Here is a 21,395-nt window from a genome sequence, read left to right on the forward strand (position 1 = left end):
TCGCGGTGCCTCGCCCGGGCTGGACGACACCGTGAAAATCATCATTCTGGGCGCAGGACAGGTCGGGACTTCGGTCGCCGAGAGCCTCGTTTCCGAGGCCAACGACATCACCATCGTGGACAACGATGTGGAGCGTCTCAACGCCCTGCAGGAACGCCTCGATTTGCGGGTCGTCACCGGCAATGCGGCCTCCCCGTCGATCCTCGATGCCGCCGGGGCGCAGGACGCCGACCTGCTCATTGCCGTTACCCAGTCGGACCAGACCAACCTGTGCGCCTGCCGGGTCGCCAAGACCCTGTTCAACGTGCCGACCCGCATCGCCCGCCTGCGTGCCGCCGATTACGTCGATTACCCGGAACTGCTCAACGACAGCAACTTCGCGGTGGACCATTCCATCTGCCCCGAGCAGATCGTCACCGACTACATCCGCAAGCTCATCGAATTTCCCGAAGCCCTGCAGGTTCTCGAGTTCGCCGACGGCATGGTGACCCTGATTGCCGTGAAGGCCTTTGAAGGCGGCCTGCTGGTCGGCAAGCCCCTCAAAACCATCCCCCAGCGTCTGCCCAATGTCGATGCCCGGGTCGTCGCCATCTTCCGTCGTGACCAGCCTGTCGCCCCTACCGGCGACACCATTATCGAGCGTGGTGACGAAGTCTTCATCCTTGCCGCCACCTCGCATATCCGCAAGGTGATGACCGAGCTGCGCCGCATGGACAAGCCGATCCGCCGGATCATCATCGCCGGTGGCGGCAACATCGGTTTCCGCCTCGCCAAGGCCGTCGAGGGCAGTGTGAATGTGAAGCTCATCGAGCACGATCGACGCCGCGCCGAACACCTCGCCAGCCAGCTCGGCAAAGCCCTGGTGCTGCGTGGCGACGCCACCGACGAAGCCCTCCTCGACGCCGAAAGCATCGAGGAGACCGACATGTTCCTGGCCCTCACCAACGATGAGGAAGACAACATCATGTCGGCTTCGCTGGCCAAGCAGATGGGCGCCCGCCGGGCCCTCGCCCTGATCAACCGCAAGTCTTACGTGGACCTGGTGCAGGGCGGGCGCATCGACATCGCCATCTCGCCGGCCCAGACTTCCATTGGCCAGCTCCTCGCCCGCGTCCGGCGCGGCGACGTGGCCGCCGTGCACAGCCTGCGCCGGGGTGCCGCCGAAGCCCTCGAAGTCATCGCCCACGGCGACGCCAAGCATTGCAAAGTCATCGGGCGCCGAATCGAGGAGCTCGACTTGCCCGACGGTGCCAGCATCGCCGCCATCGTCCGCAACACGGGCCAGAGCCGTACTGAATACAATGAACTGGTCGCCTACGAGGTGCCCATTTTCGAAGTCATCATTGCCCACCACGACACGGTGATCCGTGCCGAAGACCACGTGATCGTCTTCTGTACCAGCAAGAAACTGGTGCCCAAGGTCGAGAAGCTGTTCCAGGTCGGTTGGGGGTTCTTCTGATGGACGCGCTCCTGCCGGTCGCCAACGTCCTCGGGCGACTGCTGTCGATCTTCAGCTTCGCCTACCTGATGCCCATCGCCGCAGCGGTCATCTACAACGACGGCACTACCGCCGACTTCGTTGCGGCGATGGCCATTTCCCTCGGCACGGGTCTGACCCTGTTCGCAGTCACCCGCTCCAGCTACCGGGAGCTCAAGCCCCGCGACGGCTTTCTGCTGGTGTCCACGGTGTGGGCCCTGATGGCGGCCATCGCCACCATCCCGTTGCTGCTCGTCTACGACAGCATGAGCTTCACCGACGCCTTCTTCGAGACCATGTCGGGCCTCACCACTACCGGTGCCACCGTGATGACCAAGCTGGACGATGCGCCGCCGGCCATCAACCTGTGGCGCCACGAGCTCAACTGGCTGGGCGGGATGGGCATCATCGTGCTGGCAGTTGCAGTGCTGCCCATGCTCGGGGTGGGTGGCATGCAGCTCTACAAGGCCGAAACCCCCGGCCCGATGAAGGATGCCAAGCTCACCGCGCGCATTGCCGACACCGCCAAGGCCCTGTGGCTGGTTTACGTGGGCATGACCATCGGGTGCACCGTACTCCTCAAACAGGCGGGCTTGTCGTGGCTCGATTCTGTGTGCCACGCCTTTGCCGCGATGTCCCTCGGGGGGTTCTCAACGCGGGATGCCAGTGTCGGTGCGTTTGATGATCCGATGGTCGAGTTCATCCTGATTGTCTTCATGGTGATTGCGGCGATGAATTTCGCCACCCATTTCGTCGCGGTGCGCAGCCGTGACCTGCGCATCTACTGGCGTGACCTGGAGGTGCGCGGGGTGATCGGGCTGGTGACCGTCTCCTGCTTCGGCGTGGCGCTCTATGTGTGGATGGAGGGGACGTTCGAGGACTATCCTACGGCCCTGCGTCACGTCAGCTTCAACCTCGTCTCCATCGGCCTCAGCTCCGGTTTCGTCAGCCAGGACTACGAGAAGTGGCCAGTCTTTGCCCCCTTGTGGATGATGTTCCTGGCCAACATCACCTGCAGCTCGGGTTCGACCGGTGGTGGCATCAAGATGATCCGTACCCTGATCCTGGCCAAGCAGGCCAACCGGGAGCTCACCCGGCTCGTGCATCCGGCAGTGGTCAATCCGGTCAAGATGGGCGGCAACGCCATTCCCAACAACGTGGTGATCGCCGTCCTTGGTTTCATCTTCCTGTACTTCATGAGCGTGGTGATGCTCACCTTCCTGCTGATCCTCAGCGGCCTCGACTTCATCAGCGCCCTGGGGGCCGTGGTGGGCAGCATCACCAATGCAGGACCGGGCCTTGGTGTCGTCGGTCCGTCCTCCAACTACTCCGTTCTCACTGACTTCCAGACCTGGGTGTGCAGCTTCACCATGCTTCTCGGGCGACTCGAAGTCCTCTCGCTCGTCGTCGTGTTCACCCCCCAGTTCTGGCGCAAGTAGTTGCCCCTTGATCTGCGTCGTCGCCGTCAGGGCGGCAAATGGCGGATAATCCCGCCTTTGCCGCCCTGAGCGGTTCTGCTGCCGAGGATTCCAAGTGAGCCGTCCGAAGAACGACACCTTCCTGCGCGCGTTGCTGCGCCAGCCCACCGACTACACCCCGATCTGGCTGATGCGCCAGGCCGGCCGCTACCTGCCCGAATACCGCGAGACGCGCAAACGCGCCGGCAGCTTCCTCGACCTGTGCAAGAACCCCGGCCTGGCCTGCGAGGTCACTCTGCAGCCCCTGGCCCGCTACAACCTCGACGCCGCCATCCTGTTCTCCGACATCCTTACCGTGCCGGACGCCATGGGCCTTGGCCTGTACTTCGCCGAAGGTGAAGGCCCGAAGTTCGAACGCCCGCTGAAGGAAGAGTGGGAAATTCGCAATCTGGCCGTGCCCGATCCCCACCTCGAACTGGGCTACGTGATGGACGCCGTCGCCGAGATCCGTCGTGCGCTCGACAATTCCGTGCCGCTGATCGGCTTCTCCGGCAGCCCGTGGACCCTCGCCTGCTACATGGTCGAAGGCGGCGGCTCGGACGACTACCGCAAGGTCAAGGGTCTGCTCTACAGTCGCCCGGACCTGATGCATCACATCCTCGACGTAACCGCCCAGTCCGTCATCGCCTACCTCAACGCGCAGATCGAAGCCGGTGCCCAGGCTGTCATGATCTTCGACTCCTGGGGCGGTGTGCTGGCCCATGATGCTTACCACGAGTTCTCGCTGGCCTACATCCGCAAGGTAGTAGCCGGCCTGACCCGCGAGAAGGACGGCGAGAAGATCCCTGCCATCGTGTTTACCAAGGGTGGCGGCCTGTGGCTGGCCGATATTGCCGACTGCGGTGCCGATGCCGTCGGCCTCGACTGGACCGTGGATATCGGTGCCGCCCGTCGTCTGGTGGGCGACCGCGTTGCCCTGCAGGGCAACCTGGATCCGTCGGTGCTGTTTGGCAGCCCGGAAGCCGTTGCAGCCAAAGCGAAGAAGGTGCTGGACTCCTACGGCCCCCACGCCGGCCATGTTTTCAACCTCGGGCACGGCATTTCCCAGTTCTCGCCGCCGGAAAACGTCACAGTGCTGGTCAATACTGTCCACGAATACAGCTGCGAGCTGAAGACGCAGTCGGTCTGAGCCGGTTTTGCGGTAATACCGGAAAGGCCGGCGCGTGCCGGCCTTTTTGTTTTCTGGAGCCTGCTGAACCTCCTCGCAAAAACGGCCCCGTCAAGCACTAAATTTTCTTTAAAGGGCTTGACTTGTGCACAGCGCCACGGATTTTGTCAGTTTTGTTACCAAAATCCGGGGCAGAATTTTGCATTCCTCCAAGCTGCTGTTTTTAAACGAAATATTATTTAATCGGGATTTTGGCAAGATAGGAAAAAGGCTTACAAAAGGGGCGCTTAGGGAGACTTTACCCAGTTTTCCCACAAAGTTATCCACAGGCTTTGTGGACAAGGAAAAATACCCTCGCCCAGCCAAGGATTTCAGCATTGTTTCCCAGCCATCGCCTCATAAAGACTCGGCAAGCCACTGATTTCACAACCCTTTTCCAAGATCCCCAAAAACTGAGGCCATGAGCACTGCCATTGTCCGCGTCGCGCTTCCCATACCGCTGCCGCAATCCTTTGATTACACGGCAGAAAACGTTTCCGCCGGGGATCTCGGCCGGTGCGTGCGGGTGCCTTTCGGGCGTGGCGAGAAAACCGGCCTGATCGTCGCCCTGCCCGATTGTGCCGATCTGCCTGTGGACAGACTCAAGCCGGTCATCGCCATCCAGCGCGAAGCACCGGCGCTGCCCGCCGACTGGCTGGCCATGGTCGAATTCACTGCCCGCTACTACCAGCACCCGCTGGGCGAAGTCGTCGCCATGGCGCTGCCGCCGCGCCTGCGCAAGGCCGATGCCGTAGCCGGCGCCGAAGCCGACCCGCTGCTCGACCTGACCGATGCTGGCCGCGACGCCCTCGCCGCCAGCAAACGCGAAAGCCGCGCGCTGGCCCTGCTGCGTCGCCTCGCCGAAGGTGGGCCGTGCCGGCGCTCCCTGTTGCGCAATGAGGACGGCGCCAACCCCGCCGTCGCCGATGCGCTCAAACGTGGCTGGATCGCCCCCTGCATGGCTGCCGAACCGGCCGCCATGGCCGGCGCCCCCACGCTCACCGACGAGCAGCAGGCCGCCGTCGAAATCATCGGTGCCGAGGCCGGCAAGTTCCAGCCCTTCCTGCTGGCTGGCGTCACCGGCAGTGGCAAGACCGAGGTCTACCTGCGCCTCGTCGCCCAGGCCATCGCCCGCGGTGAGCAGGCCCTGATGCTGGTCCCCGAAATCGCCCTCACGCCCCAACTCGAAACCCGGGTAGCCAACCGCTTCCCGGCCGCCCGGGTGGTCAGCCTGCATTCGGCACTCGGCGAGGCGGCCCGCTCGCAGGGCTTTGTGCAGGCCATGGAAGGCCGCGCCGAGATTGTTCTTGGCACGCGCCTGTCGGTATTCACGCCGCTGCCCCGTCTCGGCCTGATCGTCGTCGATGAAGAGCACGACGCCAGCTACAAGCAGCACGAGGGCGTGCGCTACAACGCCCGCGATCTGGCCATCTGGCGTGCCCGCCAGCGCGGCGTGCCGATCGTCCTCGGCTCGGCCACCCCGTCCCTCGAAAGCTGGCACGCCGCCGACACCGGCCGCTACCGCCGGGTCGAGCTGGCCAACCGGGCGGTGGCCATCACGCTGCCCAGGGTGCGGCCGGTGGATGTGCGCCGCGAGAAACTGCAGCACGGCGTCTCCGAGCACCTCCTGCGGGCCATCGAGGCCCGCCTGCAGCGCGGCGAGCAGAGCCTAGTCTTCCTCAACCGGCGAGGCTATGCCCCGGTGCTGTCGTGCCCGTCCTGCGGCTGGGTCAGCCGCTGCCCGCACTGCACCGCCAACATGGTGCTGCACTTGGCCGACAAACGCCTGCGCTGCCACCATTGCAGCTTCGACGCTGGCATTCCCCTCGCCTGCCCCGATTGCGGTGACCAGGACATCCAGCCCTTCGGACGCGGCACCCAGCGCCTCGAAGAAACCCTCGGCGAACGCTTCCCCGACGCCCGCGTGCTGCGCGTGGACCGGGACGCCGCGCGGACGCGCAGCCAGTGGGAAGCCCTGCTCGACAAGATCGGCAAGGGCGAGGCCGACATCCTGGTCGGCACCCAGATGATGGCCAAGGGCCACGACTTCCCCCGGCTCACCTTCGTCGGTGTGCTTAACGCCGATTCATCGCTGTTTGCCGCCGACTTCCGTGCGCCGGAACGACTGTTCCAGCAATTGATGCAGGTAGGTGGCCGGGCCGGGCGCGGCGAGCTGCCCGGCGAGGTGATGGTGCAAACCCAGTACCCCGATCATCCCCTCTACAAGTGCCTGGAAAAGCACGATTTCGCCCGCTACGCCGCCCTCCAGCTGGAGGAACGCAAGCAGGCCCGCTTTCCGCCCTACGCTGCCAACGCCCTGCTGTGCGCCAATGCGCCCGAAGTGGCCACCTCAATCGCCTGGCTGAAGGACGCCCGCGCCGCCGCCATGCCCCTCGCCCAGGCCTACGGCGTGCAGGTTTTTGACCCGGTACCGATGCGCATGGTCCGCCTGGCGCGCCGGGAGCGCGCCCAGCTTCTTGTCGAAGCCCCGGCCCGCCCGGCCCTGCAGGCTTTCCTCACCGAATGGAGTCGCCACCTGTGGGCCCTCAAGCCCCCGCGGGAGCTGCGCTGGCACCTGGACGTGGATCCGGCAGAGGTTTGAGCCCTCGCCGCCGGGTGATCATCAAGCCGCTGACCGCCAGCCCCAGAAGCGCCATCGAGCCTGGCTCGGCGACATTGCGAACCAGAAAGCCGCGAATCTCCCCACCGGGAAACAGGTTCGTGTGGATGTTCAGGTAGGTCCGCTCGTCCTCCAGCCCGGCCAGCAAGACCACCTCCGCCAGCGCCGGTGTGCCGCCGTTGTTATTCACGAACGTCGTGTTCCAGCTGCCCGGCAGGGTCAGGTCAAACGTGTTGAGGTAGGTGCCCGCGCTGACGCCTCCGGGAAAGCCGGAAAAAGTAGGCGTCTGGGTCGCGACGCCGGCCGTACCCGTGCCAGGGACTGCCGTGCAGCAATGAATGTGGGCCGCCGTCGTCACTCCGGAAAGGCCACTGAAGACGACGTTCACCAGCATTGAGTGAAGCACCGTGTCGATCGTCACCGTGGCCGTACCGGAACCGGTAGCCCCGGTGATCTCGGGCGTCAGATCCGCCGAATACACCAGTAAATCGGCCTGGGCCAGCGGTGCCGACAGGCTCAGTACGCCGGCTAAGAGCCACGGAAAACCTGCTTGTCGATTCATCATCGGAGTCTCCTTCGTTTTGGGTATGGGGAACGAACTCTGCGGATGGCTCCCGCTTCGATCCAGCCAGTCGACGGGGCCATTCACTGTTTGTAGCAGACGCAGCAGGGACTCCCAAGGTGACGCCCCCGGAAGGCCGGATGGCTTCCCGCCGGTTACAAATGAACATGGCCTTACATTTCCCCTGACAACCCGCGGACATGGGCCACGTTATTCGCTGCAAGGGTTGGCAATCAGGCCAATCCGGAACGAACAAACTGTCCATCAGGAGAACGAATATGCTGAAGAAGATCATCGCCCTCGCCATCGCCGCCGGTTTCGCCTCCGCCTCCTTCGCCCAGGCCCCCGCCGCTGTGCCGGCTGCCACCCCCGCAGTAAAGCCGGTCGCCGCCGTGGTGGAAAAGAAGGTCGAAGCACCGAAGGCTGAAGCTGCCAAGGCTGCCGAGCCGATGAAGACCGAAGCGGCCAAGGTCGAGAAGAAGGCCAAGAAAGTGAAGGCGTCCGCCAAGGCGGACGCCGTGAAGGCCGAAGCCGCTCCGGCCGCTGCTGCAACTGCACCTGCCGTGAAGTAAGCCGCGCCAGCTTCTGCAGGAGCGGGGCGTGTTCCGGGAGACCGGGATACGCCCCGTTTCATTTTGAATCCAGGGCTGCTGTGCCAGCAAAATCCATGACTCAGATCAAGATCCGGCGCTCAGTGAAGGAGTCCAATCCGTCTGCGGTTTAGACAGACTCTAAAAAAACATCCGTCATCCCCCAGAGAAGCCTTGCCCGATTTCTATCGTCAGCACGTATGGAGGATGTCCCCATGAAACTTTCCCACCTTGCCCTGGCCACGGCATTCGCCTGTGGCAGCCTCAGCTCCCTTGGTTGGGCGGCCAAGCCCACCGAACCGGTCAGCCCGATCCAGCCCGCCAAGGTCACCAATCCGAAGCTCGTCGAGCTGGGCAAGAAGCTCTATTTCGACCCGCGCCTGTCCAAGTCTGGCTTCATCTCCTGCAATTCCTGCCACAACCTGTCGATGGGCGGCACCGACAACCTCAAGACCTCCATCGGTCACAACTGGCAGAAGGGCCCGATCAACGCGCCTACCGTGCTCAATTCCAGTCTCGCCCTGGCCCAGTTCTGGGATGGCCGTGCCAAGGACCTGAAGGCCCAGGCCGGCGGCCCGATCGCCAACCCGGGTGAAATGGCCTTCACCCATGAACTGGCTGTGGATGTACTCAAGTCCATTCCCCAGTACGTGACCGAGTTCAAGACGGTATTCGGCTCCGACGAAGTGAGCATCGGCAAGGTGACCGACGCGATTGCCGCCTTTGAGGAAACCCTCGTTACGCCCAACTCGCGCTTCGACAAGTGGCTGAAGGGCGACAAGAAAGCCATCACCGCCAGGGAAGCGGCCGGTTACGCCCTCTTCAAGAACAGCGGCTGCGTGGCCTGCCACAACGGCCCGGCCTTCGGCGGCACGTCCTTCCAGAAGATGGGCGTTGTCGAGGCCTACAAGGCCACCAGCCCGGCAGAAGGCCGCTCGGCGGTAACCGGCAAGGACGCCGACCGTCTCAACTTCAAGGTGCCGACCCTGCGCAACGTCGAACTCACCTATCCGTACTTCCACGACGGCGAAGCCGCCACCCTTGAACAGGCCGTGGACACCATGGGTCGCCTGCAGCTCGGCAAGCAGTTCACCGCTGACGAAAACGCCAGCATCGTGGCCTTCCTGAAGACCCTGACCGGCGACCAGCCCGCTTTCAAGCTGCCGCAACTGCCGCCCTCGAGCAACACCACCCCGCGTCCGAAGCCCTTCGAATAAGCGCGGCACGGAGCCGGCGCCCGTCGCGGCCGGCTCCGCGGATGGAGGCATCGACCATGGAAACCATGAGTATCAGTCAGGCCACCGAGCTCTTGCGTACGGCGGGTATCCCGGTGACTCAACAACGGGTCGAAATCGTCCGTGCAATGCTGTCGTTTCCAACCCACCTGTCGGCCGACCAGGTTTTTGCCAGGGTGCGTCAGAGCGTGCCCGAAACCTCACGCGCCACCGTCTACAACACCCTGAAACTGTTCAGAGAGAAGAAATTGGTCCGAGAGCTCATCGTGGATCCGGAGCGCCTGGTGTATGACTCCAACACCAGCCCCCACTACCACCTCTACAACGCTGAAAACGGGCAGCTCACCGACGTCTCCGCCGATGAACTGCAGGTAATCGGCATGCCCAGCCTGCCGCCGGGACTGCAGCTGGAAGAAGTCGACGTCATCATCCGCGTGCGTACCCGCTCCGGCTGAAGCCCGGAAAAATCTGCTTACCTATTTGAGAACTATTCTCGTTTACACATCGAGGTAATCAGCCTATATTGCGATTCATTCTCATCTACCAGATTGGGTGATCACATGGCACACGTTACCGGGCTCCTGCCCGCCTCCTCCCCACGCACGGACGCCAGCCTGTGGGCTGGAGCCCTGAGCCAGGTCCTGAGTTATGGCGAAACCGGCTGCCCGCACTCTGCTCGCCGGGCTGCCGACCTGCTTGCCCGCCTTGCCGACAAGCCGGATCTGGATCGGGAACTGCGCGAACTGTGCGACCGGGCCAGTCAGCGCCTGGAGCAGGACGACCAGGGAGGCCGCCATGTGCTTCACCCCTGAGTCCGGGAAATCGGACCTGCAGTCCCTGATTCGCAGCGAGTACGCCAGCGCCCTCGTCGCCATCGATATGCCTGCCGCCAGCGCCGGTGCCCGGACGCAAGTGCGTCGCCCCAAGCTGTGGGACCTGGACGACAAGCACCACTGCCCGATCATCGGCACCTGCCTTTCCATGGACGAACTGCTGCGCTTGGCCCGGCGCTTCCACTTCGCCGCTCCGTTGAACGACGAGTTTGCCCTGCACGTCGAGGCCGTTGGCCTGTCGCGCAGCCGCAACCCGGCCTCCGAAGCCATCCAGCGCCACCTCGACCGCAAGTACTCAAGCTGGCTCGACCGGTTTGCCAAGCTGAAGAGCGACGCCGAGCTGCGTCACAGCTGGCGTGACAGCATGGTCCGTGGCGACGTGGCCGGCCCGCTGTGGGCCCTTTGCACCCACCGGGCCGCCTCCGTCGCAACGCAGCAGCAGGCCTATGCTGACATCCACATGCTGTCGCATCAGGTGGGTGCCGGTCAGGCCGCCGATGCGCGCCGCCTGATGCATCTGGAAAAGGAAAATCTCGAACTGAAAAGTGGCCTCAAGCGCGAACTCGCCGCCTTGCGCCGTCAATTGGCCGCCGCCGAAGCCGGCCTCGCCGAGCAGGAGAGTCTGCGCACCGAAACCGCCACGCTGCAAAAACGCCTGCAACGCTTCGAGTCCGGCCAGGTGATCGTCGAGATGGGGCAGCGCTTGATGGCCCTGCAAACCACCCACGACACCCTGGTGAGCGCTTCGGGACGCGTGTGGGAAGTCGAGCGCAACCTGAAGGATCTTCGCGAGGACACCGCCCGCATTGCCGCCGAACGCGACTCCGCCCTCGCCGAAAGGGATGCGCTGGAACAACTGCTACGGGCCATGGAGCCGGCCGGCTGCGACAAGCCGGGTGGCGATGACTGCGCTGGCTGCGAGCACGCCCTTACCGAGCGCTGCATCCTCTATGTGGGGGGCCGCGCTTCTCTGCTCGCCCAGTATCGCCAGCTCGCCGGACGTCTTGGTATCAGCTTGATCCACCACGACGGCGGCCAGGAGGAAGCCCTGTCACGCCTGCCGGAGCTGATCCGAGGCGCCGATGCGGTGCTGTGCCCCACTGACAACATCAGCCACAACGCCTATTACCATGTGAAAGCCCACTGCAAACGGGTCGGCAAGCCGTGCCTGTTCTACAAGGGGGGCGGCGTATCCGGTTTTGCGCTGGCGGTGGCCCGCCTCGGTCGTGGTGAATACAGTCTGGCCGGCAGCCAGGCGGAAACCTGACGCCTCAAAACTCGCCGTGGGGCTTGAAGCGTGCCGCCCGGGCGAGGGGCACAAAACTCGCGAGCTGCGCTGCCAGCAGGATCAGGAAGGCTACCCGCAGGGAATCGGCGGCGCCCATGCCACCGGTGCCCCGCAGTCCGTCAAGCAGTCCGCCGAGGCCCCACTGGACCACGAAGGCGCCGATAAAAGCCATCAGGTTGATGCTGGTGGTAACGCGTCCGGACAGGTGCAGCGGAAACAGCCCGGCCACCACGCCGTACATCTGCGCACCGGTGGCCGACACGATACCCAGCGCGCACCACAGCGGGATCGTCGGGCCCAGCTCGGTGATGATCAGGGCTTCCACCACCATGGTCAGGAACAGGCCGATCTGCATCAGGCGCAGCGGCGTGATGCCCCGCGTCGCCAGCTTGGTTGCCCAAGCGCCAATCGACAACTGGCCGGCCAGCATGCCGATGTTGAGCCAGAACAGGTGATCCGCAGCCAGCCCCCGGTTGTAGCCATTCACCTGCATCAGCCAGGGCACCGCCCACAGGCCCTGCAAGGCCATGAAGCCACCGGTGAAGAAGGCCGCCTGGCCCGAAAAACTCCAGAAACGCCCCGCCGACAAGACTTCCTGCACGCCACGCAGGGCGTGCTGCAGATCGCCACCGTGGGTGCTGTCGTCCTTTTCCGGCATGGCGAAGAAGATCAGTGCGGCGATGCCGGCAGCCAGCGCAGCGACCATCCAGAACGCCCCGCGCCAGCCGATGAAGGGTAGTGCTGCCTCCAGCGGTGCCGAGGCCGTCACCGCCCCGAGGGCGCCGCTGGCCATGATGTAGCCGGTCATCGAGGCCATCTTTTCCCGCGGAAACCACTGGGTAAAGCCCTTCAACCCGGCCATCAGACAGGCGGCCACGCCGAGGCCTATGAGGCCGCGCGCACCCGCCAGTGTCGGCAGGCTTTCACCGGTGGCAAACAGCACCCCGCCGAGGGCGGTGATCAGCAGCAGCCCCGCCTCGACCCGGCGTGGGCCGTAGCGGTCGAGGGCAATCCCGACAGGGATCTGGGCCAGTCCGAAGGCGAAGAAATAGGTGCTGGTGAGCAGGCCGAGGTCGGCTGCGCTCAGCCCCAGTTCGCGGGTCAGATCCGGCGATATCACCGCATTGACGGTGCGCAGCAGGTAGGACAGGTAATAGCCCAGCGCGAAGGGCAGAAAGACACGGCTGAGCAGAAAAATGGAAGACGGCGCGGAACGGGATGACATGACCGGGACACTGACAATTGGGCGAGCCCGGAGCTTACCGGCCCCCGGCGCCGGCGTGTCGGAAGATCAGGGAAAGCCCCAGTGGTGGCGCACCCGGCCCCGCCGCCCCGGAAGCCTGCCCCTAGCGGTTCACGTCCACAACGACACGCCCGCGCACCTGGCCCGCCATCAGTTCGGTGGCGACAGCAACGGCTTCGTCCAGGCCGATCTCGGTGGTGAGGCTTTCCAGCACGGCCGGGTCCAGGTCGCGGGCCAGGCGCTGCCAGGCTTCCAGCCGGTCTGGACGCGGGCAATACACGCTGTCGACTCCGGCGAGGGTCACCCCGCGCAGGATGAACGGCATCACCGTGGCCGGCAGGTCGGCACCCTGGGCCAGGCCGCAGGCAGCCACCACGCCGCGGTACTTCATTGCCGCGCAGACATTGGCCAGGGTGTGGCTGCCGACGGTATCCACCGCGCCGGCCCAGCGCTCCCGGGCCAAGGGCTTGCCGGGAACCGAGAGCAGGTTGCGGTCGATGATCTCGGCGGCACCGAGGGATTTCAGGTAATCCGCCTCGGCGGCCCGACCGGTGGATGCCACCACCGTGTAGCCGAGCCTGGCGAGCAGGGCCACCGCTACACTGCCCACCCCGCCGGCGGCACCGGTGACGAGGATTTCGCCCTTGTCCGGCGTTACTCCGTGACGCTCCAGCGCCAGCACGCACAGCATCGCCGTGTAACCAGCGGTGCCGATGGCCATCGCCTGACGCGGCGTGAAGGCAGCCGGTAGCGGCACCAGCCAGTCGCCCTTGAGACGTGCCCGCTGGGCCAGTCCGCCCCAATGCACTTCGCCGACGCCCCAGCCGTTGAGGACCACCGTGTCGCCGGCCTGGTAAGCGGCGTGACTGCTCGCCTCGACCGTGCCCACCAGGTCGATACCCGGCACCATCGGGAAGCTGCGCACCACCGGCCCCTTGCCGGTAATCGCCAGGCCATCCTTGTAATTGAGGCTCGAATAGGCGACCCGTACCGTCACGTCGCCGTCCGGCAGGCGGGCATCGTCCATTTCGGTGAGCCCGGCCCGGTAGCCGGCATTGTCCTTCTCGATGAGTATGGCCTTGAACATGCAGTCTTCTCCTTGTTTGAAGCCGGCTTCGTGGCAGCTGGCGTGGTGCGAGAAGGAATGATTCAACCCGGCGCGCCGAAAAGCAAGGGTTTCGGAGACACGACGCCGAGGTGGCTCGGAAGGGCTGGATCGCACACATCCTTTGTGCATAAATTCACTAAAGTTTGCAAATTGACCGCCGTAAGCAGAATAACAAAGTATCTCTCTGGAGCGCTGCCATGCCCCTTCCCATCACGGTCCTGCTTGTCGACGACAGTCGTGCATCCCGGATGCTGTGCTGCTCTGTCATCCGAAGCCTGCGCCCCGAGTTGCAGTTGCTCGAAGCCGGCGACGGCGAAGCCGCCCTCGCCCTGCTGACCGACGTCTGCCCTGCCCTGGCTGTCCTCGACATGAACATGCCCGGTATGTCCGGCCTGGATCTGGCTGAAAAAATCCGTGTCCTTCATCCCACCACAAAGCTCGCCCTGCTGACCGCCAACGTGCAGGAAGCGATCCAGCAGCGCGCTGCCGGACTGGGTGTCCGCTTCTTCCGCAAGCCCATCGGCGAAGCGGTCATCGGCGACATTCTGAAACTGCTGGACTAAGCCCATGCGCAGTTTTTCCGAGCTGGAAATGGACGCGCTCACCGAGGCCTTCAATCTCTCCCTTGGTGAAGCTGCCGCAACCTTCTCTGCCATCGTGCGGGAAGAGATCGAGCTTTCCGTGCCGACCATCGAGATCCTTTCCCGCGACGGCCTTACCCAGCGTCTGGAAAGCTCCCAGCCAGCCGGTGCCAGTGAGCGCCTGTGCCGCATCAATCAGCATTTCAACGCCGCCAGCGGTTTCCAGACCGATGCCCTGCTGCTTTTCCCGGAACACGGCAGCCTCGAGATCGTGCGCCGCATGCTCGGTGACGACACCCCCATCCAGCACATTACCGAACTCGAACAGGACGCCCTCGCCGAAATCGGCAACATCATCATCAACAGCTGCATGAGCAGCCTGGCCAACCTGTTCAAGACGGAAATGACCGGTTCCCTGCCCCGTGTCCAGTCACGCACGGTGGCAAGCCTGCTCGACGACAAGGACGCCAGTGACGTGATCCTGGTTGCCCGCATCGGCATGAGCATGGCTGCGCACAACCTGTCGGGCTTCGTCCTGTTCATCATGGATGTGCCGTCCATCGAGAATTTCATGGCGCAGGTGAGCCGCCTGTTCCATCTGCCGGAGCCCGGCGAGAGCCCGGTACTGTGATGAGTTGCGGCAGCCTGCTCGGCGACAGCGTCGACATCGGCCTGATTCTGCTCGACAGCAGCGGGAACATTCGCCTGTGGAATCGCTGGATCGAGCAGCGTGCCGAGCTCACGGCGGCCCAGGCCAGCGGCCTCACCCTGGCCCGGGCTTTTGGCGATCACATTGATCCGCGGGTCGTGCTGGTGGTGCGGGAAGCGCTCGATTTTGGCTGGTCGGCCCGTCTCTCCCATGCCCTGCATCCCATGCCCTTGCCCCTCTTTCCGCCGGGGGGCGAACGCAACGAGCGCATGAAGCAATCCATCGATGTCACCCCGGTGGATGCCGATGGCACACGCTGCTGTCTGCTTCAGATCCGTGATGTCACCGAGACCGTGCGTCGTGAAGCCCTCCTCAAACAGCAGGCGCGACAGTTGCGCAATGACCTGCAGAGCCTGTCCCGTGCCCAGGTCGAGCTCCAGCGCAGCGAAATGCGCTTTCGCGAGCTGGCCCGCCAGGCCCCCGCCGGGCTTTTCGAAGCTGACAGCCAGGCTTGCTGCACCTTCCTCAACGAACGTTGTGAGCAAATCCTCGGCCATTCTCGCGACTGCATTGCGAGGATGCCGTGGGTCGACCTGCTTCCTATCGACGATCAGGCCCGCGTGCGCAGCAGCTGGCGCCTGGCGGTGGAATCGGCAACCCGCTTTGCCGAAGAGGTCCGCTACGCCCGCCCCGACGGCAAGTACCTGTGGATGCGCGTCGAAGCCGGCCCCTTGCGGGACGAAAACGAGCGTATCAGCGGCTTTATCGGCACCATGGTGGATGTCACCGAGTTCCACGAACGGGCCAGCCGCAACGAATTCCGGGCCAACCACGACGGCCTCACGTCCCTGCTCAACCGCGACCGCTTCGAGCGTCACCTGCGCGCCGCCCTGTCCGGCGCCCGGGAGGTGAAAGACCGGGTCGCCCTGCTCTTCATCGACCTCGACCACTTCAAGCAGATCAACGACACCCACGGCCACCAGGCCGGCGATATCGTGCTCAAGGCCATCGCCGCCCGGGTGCGCCGCGTGTTGCGCAGCGAAGACATGGTCGCCCGCTATGGCGGCGACGAATTTGCCGTGCTGCTCAACGGCATGGGCGACGAGCCGGCCCTGCGCGCCATCGTGATCAAGATCACCCATGCCGTTGCCCTGCCCATCAACCTTGGCCACTGCCATGTGCGCATCGGCTGCTCCATCGGCATGGCCGTTTATCCCGACAATGGTGATGATCCGGCGAGCCTCCTGACCCATGCCGACAAGGCCATGTACGCCGCCAAGCGGCGGCGCTGCGAGATGACCGGCACAAGCACCACCCTGGCCTGAGGGACAACCGGAAATACCTTCCAAAACAATCTTGCGACACTGTGTCGCATTGCATTGTCATGGGCGAGCGCCAAGAATCTGTTTCCAATTCAAACGGAAACAGAGGATTTTGTCATGCGTCATAGGGTCCCCACCTTTGCCCTCGGCAGTCTTGCCGCGGCCCTGCTTGCTGCCTGTGGCGGAGGGGGAGGTGGCAGTGAAGCACCGAAAACCACCCTCTCCGGCACTGTTGCCGATGGCTATCTGAAGGGGGCCACGGTCTGCCTGGATGTGAACGGCAACAGCATTTGCGACAGCGGCGAGCCCTCCGGCATCACCACTGATGGCGGCAAATACACCCTCACCGGCATCACCGCCAGCGACGAAACCAAGTACCCCGTTCTGGTCAGCGTTCCGGCTACCGCCATCGACAGCGACAACCCCACCGGCACGGTCGGCAAGTCTTATTTCCTGTCCAGCCCGGCTGGCAAGGGCAGCTTCGTCAGTCCTCTTACTACCCTGATCCAGCAGAAGGTTGTCGCCGGCGCCAGCATCGATACGGCCGAGAGCACGGTCAAGACGCTGCTCTCCATCACCGACACCACGGTAAGCCTGTTCAGCGACTACGTGGCCGCCCAGGGCACTGCGGTGCAAACCGATGCCACCACCGCCGGCCGCTATGCCCGAACCCACGAAGCGGCCCGGGTCGTCGCTGCTTCCCTGCAGGCGGGCTATGACGCGCTCAAGTCTGATAGCAATGCCAAGGCCGTGCAGAAGGTGCTGCTGGCCCAGGCCGAGGATGCGCTGAGCGTCCAGAAGGTTACAGCCGCCGACACGAGCAATCCCACCTTCTCCACTGCCGGCGTCGTTGCCGCCGACAGTCCCAACACGTTGAAGAAGATCCTTGCCTACGAAAAAGGCAACACCGTTGCCGCCACCCAGACCGTCAACATCGACTTCGACGTGGTTGCCGGCAGCCAGGCAGTCAGCTGCGGTGTGGCGCTGACGGGCCTTGGCACAAAGGCCACCAGCGGTCAGGTTAAGGATCTGCGCTTCTACATCACCAACGTGCTGTTGATCGACGCCCAGGGCAACACCGTGCCGGTTAAGCTCGACGACAACGCCAACCAGTCCCGCGACGTCGCCCTCATCGACTTCGAGGACGCCACCGGCAAGTGTCCCACCAGCACCGGAACGGTGACGACCTACAAGTCGATCGCCGGCAAGGTTGCGCCCGGCACCTACGTGGGTGTCGCGCTGACCCTCGGTGTGCCGGTCAAGTCGGCTGATGCCGACAAGGTGTCGCTCAACCACAGCGACACTACCGCGGCAACAACGCCGCCCCTCCTGACCAACGCCTCGATGGCCTGGTCCTGGCAGTCCGGCCGCAAGTTCAGCAAGATCGAGTTCGTGCCCGACGCCCCGATCACCCGCCCCACCGGCACCACCACCACCTGGAACGTGCACCTGGGCTCCACCGGTTGCAAGGGCGATCCCACCAAGGGTGTCGTGACTGCCTGCACCAACCCCAACCGGATGGACTTCTCCTTCGCGGCGTTCAACGCCAGCACCCAGAAGATCGTTCTCGATCTGGCCGAGCTGTTCAAGAACTCCGACCTGTCCTACGACAGCGGCGGCGCCGCCGGCTGCATGTCCGGCACCACCGACCCGGAATGCGCCGGCATCTTCGAGGCCCTGCAGATCGGCCTGGCCAGCGGTCTGCCGATCAACGGCGGTGCGGCCCAGAAGCTTTTTGCCGTGAAGGCCAAGTAAGGACCACCGGAGAAAGCCCCAAAACGATGAAGCGCAGCCCCTTCCCCGGGGCGTTCGCCGCCGCCACCCTGGCCAGCCTCGTGCTGGCCGGCTGTGGCGGCGGCGGCACGTCCACCACCGACACCAGCCTGACCACCAACACCGACGCCTCCTGGACCTGGAACCTGCCGGTCAACTTCGCCACCCCGGCCGTGCCCATCGACAACCCCATGTCGGAAGAGAAGTTCCAGCTCGGCCGGCGCCTCTTCTACGACACCCGCCTGTCCGGCAACGGCACCCAGTCCTGCGCCTCCTGCCACTTTCAGAATCTCGCCTTCACCGACGGCAAGGCCGTGTCCACCGGTTCGACTGGCGAACTCACCGCGCGTAGCGCGATGCCCATTGCCAATTCGGCCTACCACCCGACCCTGACCTGGGCCAACTCCACGCTCACCTCCCTCGAAAAGCAGATGGAGACCCCGCTGTACGGCACCAACCCGGTCGAACTGGGCATCAACGACAGCAACAAGGCCACGGTACTCCAACGCTTCCAGGATGATGCCGACTACACGGCCCGCTTCGCCCGCGCCTTCCCCGGCGAAGCCAGCCCGGTGAGCTTCAGCAACATCATCAAGGCCATCGCCACCTTCGAGCGCGGCATGCTGTCCGGCGACGCGAAGTACGATCGCTACCAGAAAGGCACCACCACCTTCAGCGCCGCCGAAGAGCGCGGCCGCAACCTGTTCTTCACCGAAAAGGCCGAGTGCTTCCACTGCCACGGCAGCTTCAACTTCAATGACCAGTTGAAGCACGCCGGCTCGCGCATCGTCGAGACGCCCTTCCACAACACCGGCCTCTACAACATCGACGGCCAGGGCGCCTTTCCCCTGCTCAACCGGGGCATTTTCGAGATCAGCGGCAAGGCGGAAGACATGGGCACCTTCCGTGCCCAGAGCCTGCGCAACGTGGCCGTCACCGCCCCCTACATGCACGACGGCAGCATTGCCACACTGGAAGAAGTGCTCGACTTCTATGCCGCTGGCGGGCGCAATCTCACGTCGGGACCGCTGGCCGGCGACGGCCGCGCCAACCCCTACAAGAGCGACCTGATCAGCCGCATCGACCTCAACGCCCAGGAAAAAGCCGATCTGGTGGCCTTCCTCAAGACCCTCACCGACGACAGCCTGCTCACCAGCAGCCGCTTCGCCAACCCGTTCAAGTAGGCCAGCCCATGCGTCACGCCCCCCTTGTCGCCAGCGCCGCGCTCCTTGCCAGCGTGTTTGGCGGACTCGTCACCCAGCATCAACTCCAGCCCACCGCGGCCTCGTGGCACTGGAAGCTGCCCGCCCATTTCAAGGCGCCCCGCATCCCGGCCGACAATCCCATGTCGGAGGCGAAGCTCCAGCTCGGCCGACGCCTCTTCTATGACAATCGCCTGTCCGGAAACGGCACCCAGGCCTGTGCCTCCTGTCACTTCCAGAACCTCGCCTTCACCGACGGCAAGGTCGTATCCACCGGCTCCACCGGCGAAGAAACCGCTCGCAACGCCCCCAGCATCGCCAACAGCGCCTGGAACCCTACCCTGACCTGGGCCAACTATTCGATCCTCGATCTCGAACGCCACATGCTCGTCCCGATGTTCGGCGAGAACCCGGTAGAGCTGGGTATCGACGACAGCAAGCGGGACCTCGTACTCCAGCGTTTCAGGGGCGATCCCGACTACCGGGCCCGCTTTGCCCGGGTCTTTGGCCCGGGGGCCGAGGCAATCAGTTTCGCCCACCTGATCCAGGCCATCGCCACCTTCCAGCGGGGCGTGGTGTCGGTGAATTCCCGCTACGACCAGTACCTCGCCGGAACAGCAGTTCTGACCGCGAGCGAAGCGCGCGGCCGGGCGCTGTTCTTCTCGGAGCAGGCCCAGTGCGCCAGCTGCCACAGCGGGCCGACCTTCAGCGACCAGTACGCCGATGTGACGACAAGCGTCGTCAGGACGCCCTTCCACAACAACGGCCTCTACAACATCGATGGCAAGGGGGCTTACCCGGAACCCAACCGGGGCATCCTGGAGCTGTCCGGCAAGGCCGCCGACATGGGCGCCTTCCGCACCCAGAGCCTGCGCAACGTGGCCGTCACCGCGCCCTACATGCACGACGGCAGCATTTCCACGCTTGCGGCAGTCCTCGACCACTACGCCGCGCACGGCCAGCGCAGCCCCCTCAAGGACCCGCGGATCGACCGCATCCACCTGGACGATCAGGACAAGGCCGACCTCATCGCCTTCCTGGAAACCCTCACCGATGAAGAACTCCTCACCAGCCCGCGCTATGCCAATCCGTTCAAATAGGCTCGCCGGCCTCCTCATGCTGGCCCTCGTCGGCAACGCCGCCGCTCACGATGCAGGTGCACCTGACGAAGATCGCCTGGCCGTCTCGGGTGGCGTCGGCCTGATGTCTCTGCATGCTGACGATCGCTACCCCGTCGCCCGCCTGCCCGGTGTGCTCGAAGCCGGCAGCCCGCGGGCTGACGAGCGGCGTGACGGGCTCGACTACGCTGAAATCGCCCTGCGCGCCCGCTTCACCGAGCAGCTGCGGGGCTTCCTGAAAGTTGCTCATCACGGCGGCCAGGATGCACGCAACGAAACCGAGGAGGCCTGGCTCGATGGCCGTACCGAAACGGGCCACAACCAGCAACTGGCCCTGCGTGCCGGCCGTCAGTTGCTACCCCTCGGCCTGCTCAACCCCATTCACATGCATGCCCGGGATTTCGGCATCGCTCCGCTGGCCCTGCGTGGTGTCATCAATGAATCCTGGCGGGCCGACGGCTTCAGTCTGAACTGGCAGTTGCCGGCCGGCTGGTCGGCCGGCGTCGGTGCGTGGCGTAACCAGGGTTTTCCGGGGGCGGATGCAGGCGGCCTCAAACTGCTCACCGCGCGGGGCGGCTGGAAAAACGACACCCTCCAACTGGAGGCTGGTTACGCCAACGTGAATGCGGATGGGCGGGCCCTTGTCACCACAGGCAACGCCGGCCATACCCATAGCGTGCCCAGCTGCACCCGCATCACTACGGACCGGGTGTGCTTCTTTGGCACCGCCCGGCTTCTGAGCCTCGCGGCCCGCTGGACGCCCGCCGGCAGCCCCCTGTGGCTGGGAGCGGAATGGTGGTTCAAACGGGAGGACGGGCGCCTCGACAGCATCAATGGCGCACCGGATTACAGCGGCAAGCTGAACGGCGGCTGGCTCAATGTGGGGTGGCGTTTTGCGCCTGGCTGGGAAGTTATTGGCCGGGCGGAACGCACGGTGGTCAGCCACGATCTTGCCGGGGCCAATGCGGGGCTGGTGGCAGCCCAGTCGGGCATCGCCGCCTCGGATCGTGCCCTCGGGAGCCTTGGCGCCGTCGTCCAGTGGCGGCCGGCCGGAGGACACCGGCTGGCCGCCGAATGGCACCGGGAACGCAGTGAGGCGACATCAAACACGGTCTACCTGCTGCGCTACCAGTTCCTGTTCGCCCGGAGATTGCTGTAGGTCGGACTTC

Annotated in this window: 19 protein-coding genes; 16 read left to right on the forward strand and 3 right to left on the reverse strand. The window is 64.5% G+C overall.

The annotated features are described in order from the left end of the window. Positions 1 to 31 precede the first annotated feature (31 nt). The 4 genes from trkA to ETQ85_RS11365 all read left to right on the forward strand — a co-directional run bounded on the left by trkA (position 32) and on the right by ETQ85_RS11365 (position 6,704). The gene (trkA, locus tag ETQ85_RS11350) at positions 32 to 1,459 is read left to right on the forward strand and encodes a Trk system potassium transporter TrkA (protein WP_148579169.1); all 1,428 of its coding nucleotides are present in this window, start codon (positions 32 to 34) and stop codon (positions 1,457 to 1,459) included. Then, entirely contained in the window at positions 1,459 to 2,916 is a 1,458-nt protein-coding gene (locus ETQ85_RS11355; RefSeq protein ID WP_148579170.1) for a TrkH family potassium uptake protein, read from the forward strand. Before trkA ends, ETQ85_RS11355 begins: the two co-directional genes overlap by 1 nt. 94 nt (positions 2,917 to 3,010) lie before the next feature. Further along, positions 3,011 to 4,084, forward strand: a complete 1,074-nt coding sequence (hemE, locus tag ETQ85_RS11360; RefSeq protein ID WP_148579171.1) for a uroporphyrinogen decarboxylase — start codon at positions 3,011 to 3,013, stop codon at positions 4,082 to 4,084. A 439-nt stretch (positions 4,085 to 4,523) separates the two neighbouring features. Then, positions 4,524 to 6,704 carry a primosomal protein N' gene (locus ETQ85_RS11365; protein ID WP_148579172.1) on the forward strand — a complete coding sequence of 727 codons (2,181 nt, stop codon included), beginning with the start codon at positions 4,524 to 4,526 and terminating at the stop codon, positions 6,702 to 6,704. Here the strand turns inward: ETQ85_RS11365 and ETQ85_RS11370 are convergent. Beyond that, positions 6,649 to 7,287, reverse strand: a complete 639-nt coding sequence (locus tag ETQ85_RS11370) for a CHRD domain-containing protein (protein ID WP_222862137.1) — start codon at positions 7,285 to 7,287, stop codon at positions 6,649 to 6,651. The genes ETQ85_RS11365 and ETQ85_RS11370 overlap by 56 nt on opposite strands. 275 nt (positions 7,288 to 7,562) lie before the next feature. Between ETQ85_RS11370 and ETQ85_RS11375 the strand changes: the two genes are divergently transcribed. The 5 genes from ETQ85_RS11375 to ETQ85_RS11390 all read left to right on the forward strand — a co-directional run bounded on the left by ETQ85_RS11375 (position 7,563) and on the right by ETQ85_RS11390 (position 11,209). After that, a complete protein-coding gene (locus ETQ85_RS11375; RefSeq protein WP_148579173.1) occupies positions 7,563 to 7,856 on the forward strand; it encodes an amine oxidase in 294 nt (97 codons plus the stop codon). Positions 7,857 to 8,089: 233 nt separating this feature from the next. Further along, positions 8,090 to 9,091: a cytochrome-c peroxidase gene (locus ETQ85_RS11380; protein WP_148579174.1), complete on the forward strand. Its 1,002-nt coding sequence runs from the start codon at positions 8,090 to 8,092 to the stop codon at positions 9,089 to 9,091. 56 nt (positions 9,092 to 9,147) lie between these two features. Then, complete coding sequence (locus tag ETQ85_RS11385) at positions 9,148 to 9,564, forward strand: Fur family transcriptional regulator (RefSeq protein ID WP_187394676.1); 417 nt, start codon at positions 9,148 to 9,150, stop codon at positions 9,562 to 9,564. Between the two features lie 105 nt (positions 9,565 to 9,669). After that, the gene (locus ETQ85_RS26215; protein WP_187394677.1) at positions 9,670 to 9,921 is read left to right on the forward strand and encodes a hypothetical protein; all 252 of its coding nucleotides are present in this window, start codon (positions 9,670 to 9,672) and stop codon (positions 9,919 to 9,921) included. Then, positions 9,905 to 11,209 (forward strand): DUF2325 domain-containing protein, encoded by a 1,305-nt coding sequence (locus ETQ85_RS11390; RefSeq protein ID WP_187394678.1) that lies wholly within the window; start codon positions 9,905 to 9,907, stop codon positions 11,207 to 11,209. Before ETQ85_RS26215 ends, ETQ85_RS11390 begins: the two co-directional genes overlap by 17 nt. Positions 11,210 to 11,213: 4 nt before the next feature. Here the strand turns inward: ETQ85_RS11390 and ETQ85_RS11395 are convergent, their stop codons facing one another. Further along, a complete protein-coding gene (locus ETQ85_RS11395; RefSeq protein ID WP_148579176.1) occupies positions 11,214 to 12,455 on the reverse strand; it encodes an MFS transporter in 1,242 nt (413 codons plus the stop codon). A 121-nt stretch (positions 12,456 to 12,576) separates the two neighbouring features. Further along, positions 12,577 to 13,560, reverse strand: coding sequence for an acrylyl-CoA reductase (NADPH) (gene acuI, locus ETQ85_RS11400; RefSeq protein ID WP_148579177.1), 984 nt, complete (start codon positions 13,558 to 13,560; stop codon positions 12,577 to 12,579). A 218-nt stretch (positions 13,561 to 13,778) separates the two neighbouring features. On the opposite strand from acuI, the gene ETQ85_RS11405 reads away from it, so the two are divergent. From ETQ85_RS11405 to ETQ85_RS11435, 7 genes are all read left to right on the forward strand, one after another. Beyond that, positions 13,779 to 14,144, forward strand: a complete 366-nt coding sequence (locus ETQ85_RS11405) for a response regulator transcription factor (protein ID WP_148579178.1) — start codon at positions 13,779 to 13,781, stop codon at positions 14,142 to 14,144. 4 nt (positions 14,145 to 14,148) lie between these two features. Next, entirely contained in the window at positions 14,149 to 14,793 is a 645-nt protein-coding gene (locus tag ETQ85_RS11410; RefSeq protein ID WP_148579179.1) for a chemotaxis protein CheC, read from the forward strand. Beyond that, on the forward strand, positions 14,793 to 16,136 hold the full coding sequence (locus tag ETQ85_RS11415; RefSeq protein ID WP_148579180.1) for a GGDEF domain-containing protein: 1,344 nt from the start codon (positions 14,793 to 14,795) through the stop codon (positions 16,134 to 16,136). The genes ETQ85_RS11410 and ETQ85_RS11415 overlap by 1 nt, the downstream gene beginning before the upstream one ends. Before the next feature lie 114 nt (positions 16,137 to 16,250). Continuing rightward, the gene (locus ETQ85_RS11420; RefSeq protein ID WP_148579181.1) at positions 16,251 to 17,888 is read left to right on the forward strand and encodes an MbnP family copper-binding protein; all 1,638 of its coding nucleotides are present in this window, start codon (positions 16,251 to 16,253) and stop codon (positions 17,886 to 17,888) included. 26 nt (positions 17,889 to 17,914) lie between these two features. Next, complete coding sequence (locus tag ETQ85_RS11425; protein WP_148579182.1) at positions 17,915 to 19,090, forward strand: methanobactin export MATE transporter MbnM; 1,176 nt, start codon at positions 17,915 to 17,917, stop codon at positions 19,088 to 19,090. 8 nt (positions 19,091 to 19,098) lie between these two features. Continuing rightward, positions 19,099 to 20,208 carry a methanobactin export MATE transporter MbnM gene (locus ETQ85_RS11430; protein ID WP_148579183.1) on the forward strand — a complete coding sequence of 370 codons (1,110 nt, stop codon included), beginning with the start codon at positions 19,099 to 19,101 and terminating at the stop codon, positions 20,206 to 20,208. Further along, the gene (locus ETQ85_RS11435) at positions 20,189 to 21,385 is read left to right on the forward strand and encodes a hypothetical protein (protein ID WP_148579184.1); all 1,197 of its coding nucleotides are present in this window, start codon (positions 20,189 to 20,191) and stop codon (positions 21,383 to 21,385) included. The genes ETQ85_RS11430 and ETQ85_RS11435 overlap by 20 nt, the downstream gene beginning before the upstream one ends. Positions 21,386 to 21,395: the final 10 nt, after the last annotated feature.

This window comes from Zoogloea oleivorans, assembly GCF_008107625.1.
GTDB lineage: Bacteria > Pseudomonadota > Gammaproteobacteria > Burkholderiales > Rhodocyclaceae > Zoogloea > Zoogloea oleivorans.

What these genes read in the sequence shown, in the direction of transcription:
- ETQ85_RS11355 (WP_148579170.1), top strand. Translation starts at nt 1,459, where the DNA reads ATGGACGCGCTCCTGCCGGTCGCCAACGTCCTCGGGCGACTGCTGTCG.
- ETQ85_RS11365 (WP_148579172.1), top strand. Translation starts at nt 4,524, where the DNA reads ATGAGCACTGCCATTGTCCGCGTCGCGCTTCCCATACCGCTGCCGCAA.
- ETQ85_RS11370 (WP_222862137.1), bottom strand. Translation starts at nt 7,287, where the DNA reads ATGATGAATCGACAAGCAGGTTTTCCGTGGCTCTTAGCCGGCGTACTG.
- ETQ85_RS11375 (WP_148579173.1), top strand. Translation starts at nt 7,563, where the DNA reads ATGCTGAAGAAGATCATCGCCCTCGCCATCGCCGCCGGTTTCGCCTCC.
- ETQ85_RS11380 (WP_148579174.1), top strand. Translation starts at nt 8,090, where the DNA reads ATGAAACTTTCCCACCTTGCCCTGGCCACGGCATTCGCCTGTGGCAGC.
- ETQ85_RS11385 (WP_187394676.1), top strand. Translation starts at nt 9,148, where the DNA reads ATGGAAACCATGAGTATCAGTCAGGCCACCGAGCTCTTGCGTACGGCG.
- ETQ85_RS26215 (WP_187394677.1), top strand. Translation starts at nt 9,670, where the DNA reads ATGGCACACGTTACCGGGCTCCTGCCCGCCTCCTCCCCACGCACGGAC.
- ETQ85_RS11390 (WP_187394678.1), top strand. Translation starts at nt 9,905, where the DNA reads ATGTGCTTCACCCCTGAGTCCGGGAAATCGGACCTGCAGTCCCTGATT.
- ETQ85_RS11395 (WP_148579176.1), bottom strand. Translation starts at nt 12,455, where the DNA reads ATGTCATCCCGTTCCGCGCCGTCTTCCATTTTTCTGCTCAGCCGTGTC.
- acuI (WP_148579177.1), bottom strand. Translation starts at nt 13,560, where the DNA reads ATGTTCAAGGCCATACTCATCGAGAAGGACAATGCCGGCTACCGGGCC.
- ETQ85_RS11405 (WP_148579178.1), top strand. Translation starts at nt 13,779, where the DNA reads ATGCCCCTTCCCATCACGGTCCTGCTTGTCGACGACAGTCGTGCATCC.
- ETQ85_RS11410 (WP_148579179.1), top strand. Translation starts at nt 14,149, where the DNA reads ATGCGCAGTTTTTCCGAGCTGGAAATGGACGCGCTCACCGAGGCCTTC.
- ETQ85_RS11415 (WP_148579180.1), top strand. Translation starts at nt 14,793, where the DNA reads ATGAGTTGCGGCAGCCTGCTCGGCGACAGCGTCGACATCGGCCTGATT.
- ETQ85_RS11420 (WP_148579181.1), top strand. Translation starts at nt 16,251, where the DNA reads ATGCGTCATAGGGTCCCCACCTTTGCCCTCGGCAGTCTTGCCGCGGCC.
- ETQ85_RS11425 (WP_148579182.1), top strand. Translation starts at nt 17,915, where the DNA reads ATGAAGCGCAGCCCCTTCCCCGGGGCGTTCGCCGCCGCCACCCTGGCC.
- ETQ85_RS11430 (WP_148579183.1), top strand. Translation starts at nt 19,099, where the DNA reads ATGCGTCACGCCCCCCTTGTCGCCAGCGCCGCGCTCCTTGCCAGCGTG.
- ETQ85_RS11435 (WP_148579184.1), top strand. Translation starts at nt 20,189, where the DNA reads ATGCCAATCCGTTCAAATAGGCTCGCCGGCCTCCTCATGCTGGCCCTC.